Annotated in this window: 15 protein-coding genes; 2 read left to right on the top strand and 13 right to left on the bottom strand. The window is 73.8% G+C overall.

The window, feature by feature from the left end:
• From H3C53_06165 to H3C53_06225, 13 genes are all read right to left on the bottom strand, one after another.
• On the bottom strand, positions 1–701 hold a 701-nt coding region (locus tag H3C53_06165; protein ID MBW7916255.1), incomplete at its 3' end, for an ABC transporter ATP-binding protein.
• Between the two features lie 5 nt (positions 702–706).
• Entirely contained in the window at positions 707–1,750 is a 1,044-nt protein-coding gene (locus H3C53_06170; GenBank protein MBW7916256.1) for a branched-chain amino acid ABC transporter permease, read from the bottom strand.
• Complete coding sequence (locus tag H3C53_06175; GenBank protein ID MBW7916257.1) at positions 1,747–2,613, bottom strand: branched-chain amino acid ABC transporter permease; 867 nt, start codon at positions 2,611–2,613, stop codon at positions 1,747–1,749. Before H3C53_06175 ends, H3C53_06170 begins: the two co-directional genes overlap by 4 nt.
• Before the next feature lie 76 nt (positions 2,614–2,689).
• The gene (locus H3C53_06180) at positions 2,690–3,880 is read right to left on the bottom strand and encodes an ABC transporter substrate-binding protein (protein ID MBW7916258.1); all 1,191 of its coding nucleotides are present in this window, start codon (positions 3,878–3,880) and stop codon (positions 2,690–2,692) included.
• A gap of 103 nt (positions 3,881–3,983) precedes the next feature.
• Positions 3,984–4,823 (bottom strand): alpha/beta fold hydrolase, encoded by an 840-nt coding sequence (locus tag H3C53_06185; GenBank protein MBW7916259.1) that lies wholly within the window; start codon positions 4,821–4,823, stop codon positions 3,984–3,986.
• Positions 4,820–6,361, bottom strand: a complete 1,542-nt coding sequence (locus H3C53_06190) for an AMP-binding protein (GenBank protein ID MBW7916260.1) — start codon at positions 6,359–6,361, stop codon at positions 4,820–4,822. Before H3C53_06190 ends, H3C53_06185 begins: the two co-directional genes overlap by 4 nt.
• The gene (locus H3C53_06195; GenBank protein MBW7916261.1) at positions 6,358–7,386 is read right to left on the bottom strand and encodes a 3-oxoacyl-ACP synthase; all 1,029 of its coding nucleotides are present in this window, start codon (positions 7,384–7,386) and stop codon (positions 6,358–6,360) included. Before H3C53_06195 ends, H3C53_06190 begins: the two co-directional genes overlap by 4 nt.
• Positions 7,383–7,991, bottom strand: a complete 609-nt coding sequence (locus H3C53_06200; GenBank protein MBW7916262.1) for a TetR/AcrR family transcriptional regulator — start codon at positions 7,989–7,991, stop codon at positions 7,383–7,385. Before H3C53_06200 ends, H3C53_06195 begins: the two co-directional genes overlap by 4 nt.
• 195 nt (positions 7,992–8,186) lie before the next feature.
• Positions 8,187–9,887: a hypothetical protein gene (locus tag H3C53_06205; protein MBW7916263.1), complete on the bottom strand. Its 1,701-nt coding sequence runs from the start codon at positions 9,885–9,887 to the stop codon at positions 8,187–8,189.
• A 42-nt stretch (positions 9,888–9,929) separates the two neighbouring features.
• Positions 9,930–12,881, bottom strand: a complete 2,952-nt coding sequence (locus H3C53_06210; protein ID MBW7916264.1) for an AAA family ATPase — start codon at positions 12,879–12,881, stop codon at positions 9,930–9,932.
• Between the two features lie 3 nt (positions 12,882–12,884).
• Positions 12,885–14,141, bottom strand: coding sequence for a DNA repair exonuclease (locus tag H3C53_06215; GenBank protein ID MBW7916265.1), 1,257 nt, complete (start codon positions 14,139–14,141; stop codon positions 12,885–12,887).
• A 268-nt stretch (positions 14,142–14,409) separates the two neighbouring features.
• The gene (locus H3C53_06220; GenBank protein MBW7916266.1) at positions 14,410–15,168 is read right to left on the bottom strand and encodes an EAL domain-containing protein; all 759 of its coding nucleotides are present in this window, start codon (positions 15,166–15,168) and stop codon (positions 14,410–14,412) included.
• 128 nt (positions 15,169–15,296) lie between these two features.
• Complete coding sequence (locus tag H3C53_06225) at positions 15,297–15,443, bottom strand: hypothetical protein (protein MBW7916267.1); 147 nt, start codon at positions 15,441–15,443, stop codon at positions 15,297–15,299.
• A gap of 194 nt (positions 15,444–15,637) precedes the next feature.
• On the opposite strand from H3C53_06225, the gene H3C53_06230 reads away from it, so the two are divergent.
• Positions 15,638–15,835, top strand: a complete 198-nt coding sequence (locus tag H3C53_06230; protein ID MBW7916268.1) for a hypothetical protein — start codon at positions 15,638–15,640, stop codon at positions 15,833–15,835.
• Positions 15,836–16,039: 204 nt separating this feature from the next.
• Positions 16,040–18,493, top strand: a complete 2,454-nt coding sequence (locus H3C53_06235; protein MBW7916269.1) for a hypothetical protein — start codon at positions 16,040–16,042, stop codon at positions 18,491–18,493.
• Positions 18,494–18,534: the final 41 nt, after the last annotated feature.

Consider the following 18,534-nt stretch of genomic DNA (forward strand, 5'->3'; position numbering starts at 1 on the left):
AGGTACGCCTCCACCACGCGCGGGTCGCTCGTGACCTCGGCGTAGGTTCCGGCGGCGAGCTCCGACCCGTGATCCATCACCAGCACCCGGTCGGCGAGGTCGCGCACCACGGGCATGACGTGCTCGATGAACACCACCGTCACCCCCTCGTCGCGCACGGCGCGCACGAGTTCGACGGCCTGCCGCGCCTCGCCGGGACGCAGGCCGGCCATGACCTCGTCGAGCAGGAGCACCTCCGGCCGCGTGGCGAGGGCGCGCGCGATCTCCAGCCGCTTCTCCTGCAACAGGTTCAGGTCCTCCACCGGGTGGTCGCGGAGCCGCGTCAGGCCGGTGCGCTCCAGCGCCTGGTCGGCGCGGCGGCGCGCCTCGCCGGCGGCCACGCCGCTGGAACCGAACTGCGCGCCCACCAGCACGTTCTCGCCCACCGTCATCTCGGGGAACGGCTGCACCACCTGGAAGGCGCGCCCCAGGCCGAGCCGGCAGCGCTGGAAGGTGGGCAGGTGCGTGATGTCGTGGTCGAGCAGCGTGATGGTGCCGGACGACGGCGTCAGGAGCCCGGACACGAGGTTCAGGAGCGTGGTCTTGCCGGCGCCGTTGGGGCCGATGATGGCGAAGATCTCGCCGCGCCTCACCTCGAACGACACGCCGTTCACGGCGGTCAGGCCACCGAACGTCTTCGACAGCCCCTTGCCTGCGAGTATCGGCCTCACGAGCCGCCCTCCTCGCTCCGGGGAGCGTCCTCGGAGGCGGGCCGGCGCCTGAACGGCCTCCCGAGCAGGCCCACGAGGCCGCGCGGCATGAAGAGGATGCTCGCCACCAACACGATGCCGTAACCGATCAGGTAGCCCTCCGAGAACGTGCGCTTGAGGGTCTCCTCGAGGCCCGCCAGCACGGTGGCGCCGAGGATGGGACCGAGCGTGGTGTAGAGGCCCCCGAAGATCGGCGTGACCAGGGCGAGGACGGTCGTGTGGATGGAGAAGGCGCCGTCGGGGCTGACGCTGCCCAGGCGGTGCGCCTCGACCGCCCCGAGCAGGCCGGCGATGGCGCTGGAGAGCACGAAGGCGAGGAGCTTCATGCGGGCCGGGTCGACCCCCATGACGCCCGCCACCTGCTCGTTGGTGCGGATGGCGGTGAACGCCGAGCGGAGGCGCGAGCGCTGGACGAGCGCCGACACCACCACGGCGAGGACCAGCAGGGCGGCGTAGACCCAGAAGTAGCTCTGGTTGCGGAGGAACGCCACCTCCCAACGCTCCATGGCGCCGGCCACGAAGGTCGGCCGGAACAGGGCGGGCACGTTGATGCCGGCGGCGCCGCCGGCCACCGGCGTCGGCAGGCGCTGCACGGCGGCCTTGAGCACCTCGGTGAAGGCCAGGGTGGCGATGGCGAAGTAGATCCCGAACAGCCGCAGCGTCACCGAGCCGAGGCCGAGCGCCAGCAGGGCCGCCACGACCCCGCCGAGCGGGATGCCGAGCCACAGTGGCGCGCCCGTGAGCTTGAAGAGGACGGCGGTGGTGTAGGCGCCCGCGCCCGTGAAGGCCGCGTGCGCGAGCGAGAGCTGGCCCGTGCGGGCGAGCAGGTCCCAGGAGAGCGCCAGGGTGGCGAGGACGAGGGCGTTCGTGGCGAGCGAGAGGTAGCTGACGGACGCCCGTCCGAACAGCTCCCGCAGCGCCGCGGGCAGCAGGACGAGGAGGAGGGCGAAGAGAGCGGTCACGACGAGGTCGCGGCGCAGGCCGCCGCGCGGGCCCCTCACGCCGTCCTCCGCGAGCGCCACACTAAGACGATGAAGATGATGGCGAAGAACACCATGTTCCTCAGCGCGTCGCCGTTGGGCACGAGCGTGGCGACGAGAGACTCGGCGAGCGCCACGGTCAGGGACGCCGCCACGATGCCGCGGATGTTGCCGAGGCCGGCAAGCACCACGATGGCGAAGGCCTTGAGCGTGAACGCGAGGCCCACCGTGGGGGTCGGCGACTGTATGACGGCTATCATCACCCCGCCCATGCCCGCGAGCAGGGCCGACAACGCGAACGCCACGAGGTAGACGCGGTTCACCTCGAGGCCGACCAGGCCCGCGCCGATGCGGTTCTGGGCCACCGCGCGCATGGCGCGGCCGAGCGGGGTGGCCGCCAGGACCCAGTAGAGGGCCAGGACGAGCACGAGCGAGATCACGAAGCTGCCGAGCGGCACGGCGCCCACGCTGACGCCACCGAACTGGAACCCGAGCGAGCGGTACGGCACGTTGGCGATGGTGCGCGGGTCGCCGCCCCAGATGAGGAGCGCCAAGTTCTGCAAGATGATGCCCAGGCCGAAGGTCAGGAGCATCTGGTTGAGCTCGGGCGCCTTCAGCACGAAGCGGATGGAAGATAGGTAGATCAACGCGCCGATGACCGCGAGGGCGGGCGCCACGAAGAGGAGCGAGAGCAACGGGTCGAAGCCGAAGCTCACGAAGAGCTGGTAGGCGAGGAACGCTCCCACCATGAAGAACTCGCCGTGGGCGAAGTTGACGATGCCGATCACGCCGATGGCGAGCGCCAACCCGACCGACACGAGCGCGTACAGGCCGGAGGCGAGCACGCCCGAGACGATGGCTTGCGGTAGGAGTGCGAGGTCCATGGTGGTCTCGTGCCGTGAGGGCGGTCGGGGGGCCGCGCATGCTCGCGCAGCCCCCCGGCGCCTTCGGGCTAGCTGCTCAGCGGCAGCTCACGAGGGGGGCGGTGGCTCGCGCGGCGGGCCAGACGAGCTCGCGGACGCCGTCCTGGAACTGGAAGACGTTCCACATCTCGGCGCCGAAGCCCTGGTGTAGGGCGATGACGGACGGCTTGAAGCTCCACTCGCCCATGGGGGAGGGGAAGGTGCCCGACTGCAGGGCCGCGATGACGGCGGCCTGATCGGTGGTGCCGGCCGCGTTGATGGCGTCGGCGTAGCTCCACAGCTGGGCGTAGGCGAGGGCGGCCATGTAGTTGTCCGGCGCCTTGCCGTGCATGGCGACGTACTCGTTCAGGAACGTCTTCGCCTCGGGGTTGGGGAGGTTGGGGAGGTAGCCGATGAGGCCCGTCACGCACTGCGCCTCGGGGGCGGCGTCGAACTCGCTGGGCCAGCCCGGAGGGGCGCCGAAGATGTACTGCGGGACGTAGTTCATCTCGCGGATCTGGCTGGTGAGGGGGACCACGTCGGAGTCGTAGCCGATCCAGAAGAGAGCGTCGGCGCCGCTGGCGGCCGCCTTGGCGATGGCGGCGCGGAAGTCGCCGTTGCCGCCAGTGAGGGTCGACTTGAACGCCTCGACGAGGGGCACGTCGATGCCCGCGTCTTCCAGGAGACCGGCAGCCGCGGCCGCGCCGGGCCCGCCGAAGGCGGAGTCCTCGTGCAGGAGCGCCACGCTCTTCACGCCCGTGCTGGCCATGAACCCGGTGGACGCCTCGGTGTTCTGGTAGTCCCACGGGTGCACGTGGAAGAACCACTCCTCCTTGCCGAGGAGCTCCTCGATGCCGTCGAAGCCGTCGATGCCGATGCCCGACACGGCCCCGCCGATCCACGACACGATCGGCTGGAAGGTGCGGAACGACTCGACCAGCGCGAGCGTGACGCCGGAGGAGTAGCCGCCGGCGATGAACTCAACGTTGTCCTCCGTCATCAGCTTCTCGAAGGCGGCGACCGCCGTGGCGGGGTCGGCCTTGGTGTCCTCGATGACGAGCTTGAGGGGCTGGCCGAGCACGCCGCCGGCCGCGTTGATCTGGGCGAGGGCGAGCTCGAAGCCCGCCTTCTGGGCCTGACCGGTGCCGGCCGCGCCCCCGGAGAGGGGCGACAGGATGCCGATGGTCACGCCCTGCGCGGCCGCGACGGCCAGGAGGGCCACGACCAGGGTTGCGAGTATGCGCTTCATTCTTCCTCCTTCTGTTGCTTGCGGTCCCGCGCGGTGGCGGGTCTCCGGCTGCGCCGGCTGGGGGTCTTGGGTGGGCGTCTGCGGGAGGGGCGCCGGGTTCATGTCATGCGGTCCCCCCTGACTCGGGGCCCCGTCCGAACGTCTGGGCCAGGAGGGCGCGGAACCGCGCGGGCGCTTCGAGGGGCGGTGCGTGCCCCACGTCTTGCCAGGTGATCAACTCAGCGTCCCGGTAGGCCCCGGCCGTCACGGCGGCGGCCTCCGCGTCGATGAGGGCGTCCTTGGCGCCGTGCAGCACCACGACCGGGACGGTCACGGCGGTCGTGGCGGCGCCGAGGTCGTACGCGGCGAGCGCGCGGGAGTTGCCCTCGTAGGCGGCTGGAGCCATGGCGAGGGCGTCGTCGACCAGCGCCGGGAAGTAGGCGGGGAGGCGCGTGGGTGTGACGGCCGCCAGCGAATCGTGCAGGAGCCGGCGGTCGGTGCGCATGGCCGCGAGGGCCAGGTAGTGCTCCTCCGGGGTCACGTAGCCGAACGGGGGTGCGGCGTCCACGAGCAGGAGCGCGGTCACGAGCTCGGGGTGGCGCACGGCCAGCGCCTGCGCCACCGCGCCGCCGAGGCTATGCCCCACCACGCCCGCGCGGCTCACGCCGAGGCCGCCCAGGAAGGCCGCCATGGCGTCGGCCCAGGCGTAGACCCACTCGCCAGTGGGCCACCCCGCCGGCAGCGGGCTCGAGCGCCTGAAGTTGGGCAGGTCGGGCGCGAGCAGGAGGAGCCCCTCGGGCGGCTCCTCGAGCTGCTCCTTCCACCACAGGTGTGAGGCGAAGTTCCCGTGGATGAGGAGCACCGGCGCGCCCGCGCCGGCGCGGGCGTAGCCGAGCGTCAGCTCCGCCGCGTGGCCCGGCCGACCGGGCCTGTCCACGTTGACCGTGAGGTTCGCCGTGGTCACGCGTCACCTCCCGCGGCCTTCGCGCCGTGCTCTGCCTCGAACCGCTGCCTGAGAGCGGTCTTGAGGATCTTGCCCGCGCCGCTCTTGGGCAGCTCGGTCGCCACCTCCACGTGCTTGGGCACCTTGTAGCGCGCCAGCCGCTCGCGCATGTGCCGCGACAGCTCCTCGGGGGTGGCGACGAGTCCGGGGCGCAGCACCACGACCGCCAACCCCACCTCGCCCCAGCGCTCGTCCTCCACGCCGAGCACGGCGCACTCGGCCACGGCGGGGTGGTCGTAGAGGCAGCTCTCGACCTCGCTCGGGAACACGTTCTCGCCCCCCGAGATGAACATCTCTTTGCGCCGCCCCCTGATGGTGAAGAAGCCGTCCTCGTCGGTGGCCGCCAGGTCGCCGGTCCACAGCCAGCCGCCCCTCAGGGCGTCGGCGGTGGCCTCGGGCCGTTCGAAGTAGCCGCTGAACACGTGGGGCCCTCGCAGGGTGAGTTCGCCGACCTCGCCCGGCGCGCAGGGCGTGCCGTCCTCGCGCCTCACGGCGGCCTCGGCGTGCAGGAGGGGCTTGCCGACGGACTCGGGCCGCGCCTCCGCCTGCTCGAGCGTGATGGAGAAGCAGTTGACGCCCGCCTCGGTCAGCCCGTAGCCCTGCCTGAAGCGCACGCCGCGCCCGGCGAAGGCGCGCCGCACGGGCTCGGGGCAGGCGGCGCCGCCCGAGATGGCCCAGCGCACGCGCGAGAGGTCGCGCTCGGCGAAGCTCGGGTCGGCGGCCAGCATGGCGTACATGGTCGGCACGAGGAAGAGGATGGTCACGCCGAGCTCCTCCACCAGCCGCAGGTACTCGACCGGGTCGAACCTGCTCTGGAGGATGGTCCGGCCGCCCAGCTGGTAGAGGGGCGTGGTGAGGACGTTGACGGCGGCGTGGTAGCAGGGGGTGGCCTGCACCGCCACGTCGGCGTCCGTGAGGCCCCAGGAGAACACGGTGTTGACGGCGTTGTAGAAGACCTGCCGGTACGGCAGCATGGCCCCCTTGGGCAGTCCGGTGGTGCCACCCGTGAGGAGGATCATCTGCGGGTCCTCGGGGCTCAGCCTCGGCGGGGCGAGCCGCGGGGCGGCTTTCCCGCGGGCGGTCACGCTCTCGTCCCAGGCGGCCAGGTCGATGAGGGCCGGGCCGCTCGCGCCCTCGGCGAGAGCGGCCCCCTCGGCGGTCGCGGCCGCAGCCGCCGCGTTCTCCGCATCGTGGAGCACCGCGCTGGGCCGCAGGTAGGCGCCCAGCTCGCGCAGCTCGCGCTGTGCGAGACGCACGTTGAGCGGCGTGTAGACGAAGCCGAGCTTGGCGGTGGCGAGGATGAGGTCCAAGTGGCCCAAGTGGTTGTTGGCAGCGATGGCCACGCGGTCGCCCTTGCCGACCCCAAGCTCGGCGAGGTGAGCCGCGGCGCGGTCGGCCCGCTCGTTCAGCTCGGCGTACGTGTACCAGCGACCCCGCCACCAGAGGGCGTCGCGCTGCGGCGTGAGGTCCGCGCGGCGGGCGGCGACGTCGAGGATCACGCCGCGCCCTCCTCGCTCCAGCGGAGCGCCACGGCGTTCCACACGTAGCCCACGCCCGCGGCAACGGCCACGGCCAGGTCGCCGGGCCGCAGGCGGCCGCTCGCGCGGGCCAGCTCGAGCGACAGGATCTGGTCCACCTGTCCGAGGTGGCCGTAGCGGCTCAGGTAGGTGCTCTGCTCTGGCGCCAGGCCCAACTCGCGCAACAGGTAGTCGTGAGCGCTGCGTTTCACGTGGAGCATGGCGAGGTAGGCGAGGTCCGCCGGCTCGGCGCCGCTGCGCTCCAGCGCCTCCCTGACCACGCGCACGAAGTTGGCCAGGCTGGCGTGCTCCAGGCGCTCCTTCATGCCGGCGGGGTCGGGGACGCGCAGACGGTAGTCGCTCACGTTGGCGGGAGTGAGGGGCGCCTTCGTGCCGCCCACGGGCACGAGCACGTCGAGCGAGAAGCTGCCGTCCGTGATGATGCTCGAGCCCAGCAGGCGGTGCCCGGCGCCGTGCTGCACGACGGCCGCCCCGGCGCCGGCGCCCAGGTTGTACATGAAGCGCACGTCGGGGTCGGTCAGGTCGATCAGGTCGGAGTTGCGGTAGCCGCCGGCCACCAGCACCACGTTCACGCTCTCGTCGGCCAGCAGGAGGTCCTTGGCCTGCTTGAGGGCGAGGACCGCCGTGCCGCACTTCTGCCCGACGTCGTAGGCGTAGGCGTTGCGGGCGCCCACGTCGTAGGCGAGCTTGATGCCGGCCGTCCAGACCGGGTACTCCTTGTACTCCTCCGTCATGGAGATGACGACGTCCACGTCCTCGGGCCGCACGCCCGCGTCGGCCAGGGCGCGCTCGCCGGCGGTGACCCCCATGGCCACGGGATGGTCGTCCGGTCCTGGCAGCACGCGCTCCTCGATGCCGAGCTTGTCGCGCACCACCCACTCGGGGAGGCCGGTGGCGGTGGCGAGGTCGGCGGCGCTGAGGCGGCCCGCCGGCACGTAGGTGGCGAGACCGGTGACCCCGACGCTCGTCCGCGAGGGAGCGCTCACGGCGCCGCCTCCGGCTCGGGCGCCAGCCCGTGCGCGACGAGCTCGAACGTGGCGGCCAGGACCTCGGCGGGCGGCGCCTCGCGGCGCCAGATGGCGTACCTGAGGCCGAGGAAGTGCGCCACGCCCATGAGCGCCCACGCCTGGGCGCCGGCGTCGGAGCGCCTCACCTCGCCGGTCGCCTGGGCGCGCTGGAGGTTGACCGTGTAGGCGTCGGCGAGCGTCTGGTAGTACTCGCGGTAGATGGTCTCGTCGACGAACTGCGACTCCATGACGACCCGGTAGAGGTTCTGGTGCGTCAGGGCGAAGCGGATGAACGCCTCGAGGCCCAGGCGCTCCACCTCGAGGCGGTCGGCGGCACCGGCCGTGGCCTCGCTGAGGGCGTGCCTGAGCTGCCTGCCCATGTCGAGGACGAGCTCGCGCAGGGCGTCGACCTTGGCGGGGAAGTAGAGGTAGAAGGTGCCCTGCGCCACGCCCGCCCGCCGCGTGATGTCGGAGACGGAGGTGGCCACGTAGCCGTTCTGACCGAACTCCGTCTCGGCGGCGTCGAGCAGCTTGCGGCGGGTCGCTTCGCCGCGCGCTGTGGTCGGGCGGGGGAGTGCGCTCAACTAGGTGCCTTCCTGCCGGCGTCCACGCCGCACGGTCGGTGCGCGGCGCGGAACCTGACTACTGATTCAGTTGTCAGTAAGTAAAGCGCTTGCCGCGGCGGCTGTCAAGGCCACCCCAGCCCCGGTCGGATCTGCCTCTGAGATGACTCGGGCCGCCGCCCCGAGGGTCGACGCCCGGCCGGCAACGCCGGCGCCTCAGAGGTCGCCGGCCACCACGGTCACGACCAGGTCGGTGCCGCTCCCGTCGAAGAGGTAGGCGCTGCCGTCATGCACGAAGGGGTCGTCGGACCGGGCGAGCCTCACGGCGCCCGCGGCGCCGAGAGGGGTCGGCGCCGTGAGGAGCCTCCCGGCCTTGTCGACCAGCGCGAACCAGGTCCCCGTGTAGGTCGTGGGCGTCCACGTCTCCCACAGGAGCAGACCCGCGTCGTCACCGGCCCGCACCGCCTTCAGGCGCGAAGCGTTCCCGGCGTCGACGTCCGGGTAGCTGGTCAGCCAGCGCAGCCCCGCGTTGCGTTGCGGCGCCCAGCCGCCGTTGAAGTCGTAGAACCCGCCGCTCTCGGTGACGCTCCCCGGCCCGCCCGAGAGGACGAGGTCGTCGGTCACCACGTTCGCCTCGCCGTAGGGGGCGGCCTGGAAGTCGGCGCGGACCTTCACGTTCCCTATGTCGCGGGGGTCCGTCAGGTAGCCGGCGGCCCGCTCGTTGCGGAGTGCCCGCCCGTCAGGGTCCGGCTCGCCCACGAAGACGACGAGCAGCCCGTCGTCGAACTCGAGCACCGCGCCGAGCTCGCCGTAGACGTTGTTGTCGTTCGACCACCGGTAGTACGTCGTGCCGCCCCCGCTGATCTCCTCGTACACGGGGTAGGAGACGCCGGCGGGGCTGGTCGCGGTGGTGCCGTGCTCGGTCTTGAAGGTGTACACGACGCGAGAGGTCTTGCTGCCGACCGCGATCCGGTGGAGGTTCACGCCGCGGGGGTAGTTGTCGCCGTGGTCGATCGCGAGGAAACCACCGCCCTCCGCCGCCGTGAGGTAGGTGCCGAACGAGTGGCCGGACGTCTGCCCCAAGAGGCTGGTCTGCGTGAGCGTGTCGGCGTCGAAGGTCGCGGCCACCCCGCCCTGGTGGTTGAGTCCGTCGCTCGAGCGGTGCATGAGGCGCGAGAGCACGAGCGCGAGCTGGCCGCGAGAGTAGGCCAGGGCCGAGTGGCCCTCCCACGGCCTGACGTCACCGGAGGCGATCATGTTGAGGCCTTGCCGGCTCGTGTCGAGGGAGACGGCCGCGGCGGCCGACTCGGCCGGGGCGCCGAACGTGTAGGCGCGCAGCGTGAGCGTGGCCGCGACCTCCTCCTCCGTGGTCCCGCCGGGCGCCAGGGTCAGGTAGTAGAGCCGCCCGGCGCCGAAGGTGGCGGCGAGCAGCCGCTCGCCCCCGCCGGGAAGGCTCCAGGAGCTGCCGCGCGCCAGGTCGGCGCTGAAGAGCGCGACCATGACCTCCCCGGCTGAGGCCGACTGCCACACGGCGCCGACGAGTCCGTCGCACGCGAAACCGAAGTAGGTGCGTGGGGCGGGGTAGCGGTTCTGCCACTCGCCGGGCCCCGCGGGGGAGGTGCCCGCGGCGGCGGGAGCGGCGGCGGCGACGGGGAGGCGCACCTGGCTGGCGACCAGTTCCCCGCTCGGCAGGCCGGGGGCGGCCCAGGTGCCGAGCGGCACGGCCGCGGCCCCGGACGGCGTCAGCGGCAGGTCCCGGCAGCTGCCGCCTGGCAGGGGCTCGGGTGGCGATTTGGGCGGCGGCACCAGGTCCTCGAGGAACCCGCACGCCGCCAGGGCGAGCACCAGCGCCCCCGCGACGGGCGCCAAGCGCCACGCGCGCCTCGCGGCGCCGACGGCCCGGTGCGCGGTGCGCACGGCCCGGCACCCTGTTCGGTGACCGACCACGGTTGCCTAAGCTTACTCGCCGGGTCCCGCCCAGGGAGCGACGGCCGTCGCCGGGAGCGCAGCGTCGCGGCCCCGCCACTCCCCGACCGGAGCCTCCCGCGGAGGTCCGGCCAGGCGAAGGTGCGTGGCGGCGTCCGCCCGCTCGGCGAGCAGCCGCGCGACGTGCGGGTGGCAGGTGAGGAAGAGGACCTGGTGCGCGAGCGCCACGTCCGCGATGACGTCGGCGAGGCGCGCGGCGCGCTCCGGGTCGGCGTTCACCAACACGTCGTCGAGCACGAGGGGCAGCGGGCCGTGGCTCTCCGAGAACGACGCGACCAGCGCGAAGCGCACCGCCAGGTAGAGCTGCTCCTTGGTGCCGCGGCTCAGCTCCTCCGTCTCGCGCGGTTCGTCGGTGGCCGTGAACACCCTCAGGGCGCGCCCCTCCTGCAGGTGGACGCGCGTGTAGCGGCCCGCCGTCATCGACGCCAGGTGAGCGCCGGCGCGTCGCAGCACCGCGGGCACCTTAGTGCGCTCGTACTCGCCGAGCGTCTCGTCGATCAGACCCTTGGCGAGGCTGGTCACCAGCCAGCGCCGCGCCTGCGCTCGCGCCTCGGCGGCGGCGAGGTTGGCCGCCAGCTGGTGCGTGGCGAGGTCGGCGGAGTGCGTCAGGTCGTCGAGGCGCTGCTTGAGCCCCCCGACCCGCTCGTCGAGCCCCCTGACCTCCTGTCCGAGGCGCTCGGCCGCCTCCTCCCGCACCTTCACGTCGGCCTCCCAGCCGCGAGGGTCGGCCGCCGCCAGGTCGCGCCGCGCCGCGTCCTGACGCGCACCGAACCGGGTCGCGAGCTCGCGCTCGGCGTCGCGGACCACGGCCTCGTGGCGCTTTCGTTCCAGCTCCCTCTCGGCGCGGCGGGCCTCAGCGCCGGCCAACGCCTCGACCCACCCCCGCACGGCGCTCGCCACGCCGCCCTCGCCCACCGTCTCGCCCAGCGCCCCCGCCAGGCGCTCCGCTCGCGCGCGGTAGTCGTCGTTTCGCAGGGTGGCCGGGCGCACCCAGGCGTAGGCCTCGCGGTAGGCAGACTGCGCTGCCCGCCCGCGCTCGATGGCGTTCAGCAGGTGCGGGACGACGGACGGGCCGCTGCCGGCCGGTAGGCCGTTGCGTTCGCACCACGCCTCCCACTCCCGGCGCGCGTCGGCCTCGACCGCCTTGCCGGAGGCGACCTCCTGCCTGAGGGCCTCGAGCGCCTCTCCCGCCGCCCGCAGCGCAGCGACCGTCGAGTCGTGGGCGGCGCGAGCTCGGCGGGCCTCGCGCAAGGCGTCCGACCGGAGGGCGAGGGCACGCAGCGCGGCGCGGAGGTCGGCCGCGAGCGTCGCGCCGCCATCCAGACCCAACCGCGCGGCGGCGGTCCTCGATTCCGCCGCCAGCTCGCCGACCACCAGCTCGAGCCTCGCCGCCTCCTCCGCGAGCGCCGCCATGGCATCTCGCCCCCGCGCGCGCTGCCGTGCAGGGGCCAACAGGGCGGTCGCGGCGAGCCCCAGCGCCAGCGCCAAGGCGCCGTAGCCCGGGCCCGCCCCCCAGGCCAACCAGGTGGCGCCCGCGGCGAGGGCGATCAGCAGGCCCCAACCGACCCAGCGGGCGGTCCGGCCGGACGCCGCCCGGGTCGAGGCGGCCTGGAGCCGCTCCAGGGCGCCCGCGCGCTCGTTCTCGGCGCGGCTCAGGGCGACGCTCAGGTCCTCCAGGCGCTCGAGCTCCGCGCGGCGCGCCTCGACGGCTCGCAGGTCGGCGACGTCGTCGACCGGCGCGGCGCCGCCCTGACCCGCGCCCGCGGGCGCCGGCCGGACGGCCTCCGCCAGCAGCCCCTCGCGCCTGGCGCGGGCGGAGGCCTCGGCCGCGGTCGCTTCGGCGAGCCTGTGCTCGGCCGCCTCGACGGCGCCGGCGAGCCTGGCGCGCGCCGCCATGGCCTGCTGCGCCTCGGCCTGAGCGGCCTCCGCCCGTTCGCGCCAGGCGGCGGCGCCGTCGAACGCCGCCAGGCGCGCGGCGCTCCAGGCGGGGCCTAGCTCGCGGAGGCAGTCTCGCAGCGCGTCGACGCGAGCCTGCATCGCCGTGAGCCGCCGAGCCACCTCGTCGAGCGTCTGCTCGTACCGTTCGAGGCCGGCGCCCAACTCGGTGATGGTCGCAGCGTGCCGCAGCCAGCGCTCGTCGGCGCCCTGCGCGCCACCCTCCGAGGCGGCCGCGCCAAGGCGTCGCAGGGCGGCGAGCGACTCGGCGCGCGCCTGCCACGCCGGCCACAGCGCCAGGAGGTTCGCCTGCCAGTCGCGCTGCGCCAGCGTCCGCCCCAACTCGTCGGCCCGGGTCCGGGCCAGGGTCGCGGCGTCGTCGCGCTCGCGCTCGAGCCTCTCGAAGGCGCGCGCCTCGTCGCGAGCCTGCGTGGCGGCCGCCTGCAGGCGCCGCAGCTCTTCGGCCGGTCTGCCGAGGGCCGTCTCCTTGCTGCGCGGCCTCAGCAGTTCACCGAGCCGCGACTCCAGGTCACGGGAGGCGCGACCAGCGTTCTCGCCCGCTCCCGCCACCGCGGCGGAGAAGAGGCGCTCCTTCACGGCCGCGTCCGTGAGGCCGTCGAACTCCTGGAGCTCCCCGAGGCCGAAGGCGAAGACGTTGCGGTAGGTGCTCGCGTCGAGCGAGCCGGTCAGCGCCGCCAGGCGGGACAAATCGAGCTGGTCGCCGCTCGCGAGGTCCAGGAGGCGGTGGGTGGCGCGCGCGCCGCTGCGGATCACGCGGTAGGCGCGGTCGGCGTCGTGGAGGTCCAGGCTCCCCACCACCCGGGTGGCGGCCGCGAGCGCCGTGGGGAAGAGGAGCGCCTGGATGAAGGCCAACAGGGTGCTCTTGCCCGCCTCGTTCGGGCCCTCCACGACCACCAGGCCCGGTCCGAGCTCGAGCTCCGTGCCCTCTAACGCGCGGAAGCGACCGATGGAGACGCGGCCCAGTCGCACGGCTCAGGCCTCCCGGTAGCCGACGTCCAGCAGGTCGAGAGCGAGGGCCTCGGCCTCGTCCCAGATGGCCCCGGCGTCCGCCTCGAACGAGGCCAGGTCGAGGAGCGCCGCGACGGGGCGCAGGTGCGGGTGATCGTTCAGTTGCCGGGCGAGCGCCGCGACCGCTCGCGCGGCCTCCGGCCGGCCCGCGTCGCTGCGGCGCAGCAGGTCCGCCACGAAGTCGCCGGCGGCGAGGCGAGCCGCGCGGTCCATGGGCGGCCTGGTGCTGAGGCGCACCTCCTCCCACCAGACGTTGGGGGGCGCCGTGTCGCGAAGGTAGTCGGTGAGCCCTTGCTCCCCGCCGGCGCGGAGCGCGGCGTTGGCGGGTCCGGCACCGCGCAGCTCGGCGCGCAGGACGTGAGTGTGCGCGGCGCCCGCCGGACCCACGGCCGCGGCCAGCGCGGCGTGCACCGCGTCGACATCGGCCAGGCCGGCGATGTCTATCGTGACGTCATCGAAGCGCACCAACCCCACGTCGACGAACTCGAGCGTCGCGCGTCCGTCCTCGACGTGCACCAGGTAGAAGCCGCGTTCGCCGCGCTCGCCGGCGTGACGGGCCTGCAGGTTGCCAGGGTAGACGACCACGGGGTCCCGCTCCTGCAGGACGGCGCGCGTGTGGACGTGCCCCAACGCCCAGTAGTCGAGGCCGGCGGCGCGCAGGTCGGCCATGGTCGTCGGCGCGTAGTTGTCGTGCCCGCCCAACCCAGCGACGTTGGCGTGCAGCAGGCCGACCTGGAACCCCGCGAAGCCCGGGTCGCGCGCGAAGCGCAGCGCGAGGTTCTCGCTGACCTCCGGTTCAGCGAAGGAGAGGCCGTGCACGAGCGCCAGCGTCTCGGCGCCACGCACGACCGGCGCGGCGCGGACCGCGTCGTGGCCGAACAGGGTGACGAGGGGCGGCCACTCGCTCACGGCCGGCCAGCGACCCCCGCGGGGGTCGTGGTTGCCGTGCACCACGAAGCTCGCCACGCCGGCCGCCGACAGGCGCGCGAGCCCGTCGCGGAACCGCAGTTGGGCCCGCACGCCCGCCACCTCGCTGTCGTAGACGTCGCCGGCGACCACCACGAAGTCGACGCCGGCCGCGAGGCAGGCGTCCACCGCGGCGTCCCACGCCGCGAGCGAGGCGTCGCGCAACGTGTCGGCCAGTCCCTTGTTCACGTCGCGCAGCCCGTGGAACGGGGTGTCGAGGTGGAGGTCGGCCAGGTGAGCGAAGCTGAAGCGCATGAGCCTCCTTCCCCGTGACGGCGATGGCGCCGCGCCTGCGCGGACCCGGCCCGGAAGATAACGCGCTCTGCGTGCCCCCCGCTATGAAGGAACGCCTAGCGGGAAGGGGCAAGGAGAGGGGCCGCAGGCGGCGTTCGCCCCGCCTGCGGCCCCTCCCTACGCTCCTTGGGCCCCCGGCCCCTCCAGCGCCCCCGCGCTCCCTCTTTGACCCCGGCGAGGTGGTGTTGGGCGCTCCCGTTGGCGCGCCCTCCAGCCTCTCCGTGCCGCCTCAGCTCGACGGCCGGGCGCTCTTCTCGGCGTTCGCTCCAGCGGCGCCGAGCGCCAGCATCCCGCCTGCCGCCCTGCCGGGCGCCAGCCCGGCCTCCGTCGTCCGCAGCTCGGCCGCGGGCTTACCGATCCCGAAGCCTTGCACGTGGCTCGCGCCAAGTGCCTTCAACTCCTCGCATGCGGACGCGTCCTCCACCCCCTCGGCGACAACCACCGCGTAGCGCGCGCTCGCGCCGAGCACGAAGTCGCGCGCGGCGGCGCGCTCCTCGCCGCGACCGTGAAGCGCGGCCTGCACCACGCTGCGGTCCACCTTGACGCCGTCCACGGGCGCGTCGAGGCGGGCGCGGTGGCCGAGGTCCTCTCGCGTGACGTCGTCGAGGTAGATGCCGCCGCACAGCTCCCGCAACAGCCGAAGCTGACGTGACAGCGTCGACGACTCCGGCGCCGCGCCCTCTACGACCTCGATGTAGAGGCGCTCGGTGACGCTGGGCAACATGCCCTCGAGCGCCAGCAAGGTGCCCGGGAGCTGGAGTTGAGCGGGAGTCAGGTTGACGGACAAGCGGACCTCGGGGTGCGCGGCGAGCACCTTGGCGCCCTTCAGCAGGGTGAAACGCGTGAAGGTGTCGATCCTGGCGGGCGCGAGCCAGTGAGGCAGGATGTCGAGCGGCCCGCGGATGGTGCCGTCGGGCAACCGCCACCGGATCAGTGCTTCCGACCAGTGGGCGTGGCCAGCGGCCAGCCGGACGATCGGTTGGAACATGAACGTGAGGTCTTCTAGTGGCGACTGCATTCGGGGGGATGGAGTCTTTCTGGTTGGAGCAGGGGCGACCCGCGGTAGGGGGCAGCCGCCGCGCTGCCTACGCTAGGCAGCGGTGGGGGCGGTCGACCTCAGCCGACGTCCCACTCGCCGGGCAGGTTGCTGCCACCGGCGATGACCGTGGCCGCGGGCGCGAAAGCGGCGAGGCTACCGACGGCGAGGCCGCTGATGGCGAGGGTGACGAGCAGGGCGGTGGCGATCTTCTTGAGGTTGCGCATGGGGGATTACCTCCGGTGGCGTGTTGACATGAAGGTAGTTCGCGGGGCGCTTCAAAGGCGCTTCATCGAGGCCGCCTCCGCCCGAAGCGGCGCTGAAGCGACGCGTCGACTAGCCTCGGGGCATCTCCGGGCCGAGGTCCGAACCGGAAGAAGGCTGAGTCGCTATGGATAGAGTCGCTTTGGACAGAGTCGCATTGGACAGAGAAGAAGCCCTGCGTCAACTGAAGGCCACCACCCAGTTCACGTTCGTGGGCGACAAGGTCCTGCTCAGGCAGGCGAGCGTCCTGCGAGCCGCCGCCGAGGTGCAGCTCGATGCCGCCCGCGCCGCCCACGTCCCCGGCGAGATGCTGCGCGGCGGCGTCAGGGCGCCGGTGGCGCGCCCCACGGCCTGAGCGGCGCCTAGGCGGCGCCCGAGCCCGACGCCCGTACCTGGCGCGCCCGTAACTGGCGCGCCAGGTACGGGCGCGCTATGTGCGGGCGCGCCAGGCCCCGCTGCGTCGCACTCGCACGCGCCACGGCCGGGCACCCCACGCTACGCACGCACGGTCACTCGGCCGCGCCCGGCCGGCCGAGCCTCGGGCGGCTATCCTTAGGCGATGTGGCTCGAGCGGCTCCTCGGAGTCATAACGGGGTCGGATCTGCCGGTGGTCGTGACCGGTGGCGAGCCGTACGGCGTCCCGTTCCTGATCGAGGCGATGCGCGCCAGGACGCCCCTGGCCTGGTTCGAGGTCGGCGCCGACGCCCGCGGTGACGCCGTCGCGCAGGGCAACGCGCTGGCCCGCGCCGTCGACGGCGCCATCGGCACCCGCCTGCTGGGCTCGGCGCTGCCGTACCAGGCTCAGCTCGCCTCGTTGCGCCACCACGGCGCCGACCTGCGGCCCCTCTGGCTCGCGCTGACCACCGAGCTGACGAGCGAGCCGCTCCTCGCCGACCTCCTCGACCTCCACCGCCACGGCTTCGGCGTCCTGCTCGACCTGCGGGGCGCGGAGGCGCCCCCCGCGTGGGCGCGGGGCGGGGCGGCGACCCTGCTCGGCCCCGCCGAGCTGCGCCTCCCCCGCGACGAGGCCGAGCTGTTGCTGCCGCGCGCCGTGCCCGCCGACGGCCTGGAGGCCCTCTGGCGCGCAGCCGACGGCCGCTTCACGGACCTGTTGAGGCGCGCCAACCGCGTGGCCGGGATCCCGGCCCTGAGCGTGCCCGGCCCGAGCGGGGCGCTGGTGGACGCCGAGGAGGCGCAACTGGTCGACGTGGCCGTGGCGGTCCAGGCGCTGCGGCGCGAGGGAGAACTGGTCGCGGCGCTCGAGCTGGCGACACTCAAGGCGCCCGAACTGGTCGACGACCTCCTCAAGCAGGCCGGTCCGCGCTACCAGGAGGAGGGCCTGCTCAAGCGCCTCCACCTGCTCCTCTCCGCCCTCCCGGAGGAGCACGCGCACGGCGAGCGGGTGCTCGAGTGGCGCCTCGTGGCGGGCTTCGCCGCCGGCGACGTCACGACGGTCCTGCCGGACGTGGACGCCTACCTGGCCGTCCACCTCGCGCCGGAGTTGCGGGCGCGCCGCGCCGGCGCGCTGCCGCCGGAGAAGGGGTTCGCGCTGGCCGAGCAGGCGTTGGCCGCGCGCCGCACGCCGCTCACGCTGTGGCAGTACGGACGCCTCCACCCCGATCCGGAGGTGGCGCTGCAGACGCTCAGGGAGGCGGTGCAGTTGGCCGACGACGTCGGCGGGCCGTTCGACCTGGTTCGCAACGCCGGCATGCTCGTGGCGCAGCTCTTCCGGGTCGGCGACTACGAGCAGGCCGCGCGCTGGGCGCGCTGGACGCTCGACGTCTTCGATCGCGGCGACGTGAGGGACGGCGCCAGGCGCCTGCAGGTCGTCAACGACCTCGCCATGGCCAGCATCATGAGCGGCGACCTGGTCGGGGTGCGCGGCAGCCTCGAGAGCGCCCAGGCGATAGCCGAAGGGAACCTCCCGCAGCTGGCCGTGCTGCTGCGCGGGACGTTGGCCGGCCTCGAACTGGTCGAGGGCGCGCCGGAAGCGGCCCTCGAGCTCGCCCTCGCGAACTACCACACGAGCACGAGGCGCTCGCGGGCGGTGCACGGCCAGTTCCTGGTGCGCGTCCTGCTCGAGCTGGGCAGGCGCGGCGAGGCGCGCCGCGTGGCCGACGACGTCGTCGCGTTGGCGGACGAGGGGCGGGGGTTCGAGTGGCGCATGGCGCAGCTCGCCGCCGGCATGGTCGACGCCGTCGAGGGGAAGGGCGGCGCCGCCGAGCGGCTGCTCGACGTGGCGCTGGCGCGCGACCTGTCGGCGGAGCACCGCCTCGCCGCCGCCCTCCACTACCTCGTTGCCGCCGGTGACGGCGCGGTCCTACCCGACGACGTCGCGGCGCTCGTGGCGGGCGCCAGCAAGGCCGGCCTCCGCGTGGCCAGCGGTCCGGAGGAGACGTTCCGAGGCGTGTGGGGCGTCGTGGTCGCCCCGCCGGCGGGCCTGCGCCTCACCCTCCTCGGCGACCCGACGGCGCGCTTCCGCGGTCACGCCCACGCCCTCCCGCAGCGCCTGGCCGAGGTGGCGACGGCGCTGGCGCACCACCCGGACGGCATAGAGCTCGACGCGCTCAACGTCTACCTGGTGCCGGACGGCCAAGCGCCCCTGACCAAGAGCGGCATGCGGGCCATGCTCACGAGGCTGCGCAAGCTCCTCCCCGTGAGCGACGCCCCCTACCGCTTCGAGGTGCCGTTCGACTGCGACCTGCTCGAGCTGCGCGCCCACCTCGCCAAGGGAGAGGTGCGCCAGGCCGTGGCCCTCTACCGCAGCCAGCTGCTGCCGCAGAGCGAGGCGCCCGGCGTCGTGGAGGAACGCCTCGACCTGGAGGAGGAGCTGCGCCAGGCGGCCCTCGGTGCGGGCGACCCGGACGCGCTCTTCGACCTGGCGCAGCGCCTCGGCGACGACCTGGAGTGTTGGGAGGCCGCCGCCGCCGCGCTGCTCGCCGGCGACCCGCGCCTGACGGTCGCCCGCGCGCGCGTCAGGCGACTCGCCGAGGCTTACGCGCCGCCCAGCTGAGGCCGCCTGCTCCAAGTCAGGTCACCGCTGGCAGCGGACGG

Source organism: Trueperaceae bacterium (assembly GCA_019454765.1).
In the GTDB taxonomy this organism is placed as follows: Bacteria; Deinococcota; Deinococci; order Deinococcales; family Trueperaceae; genus JAAYYF01.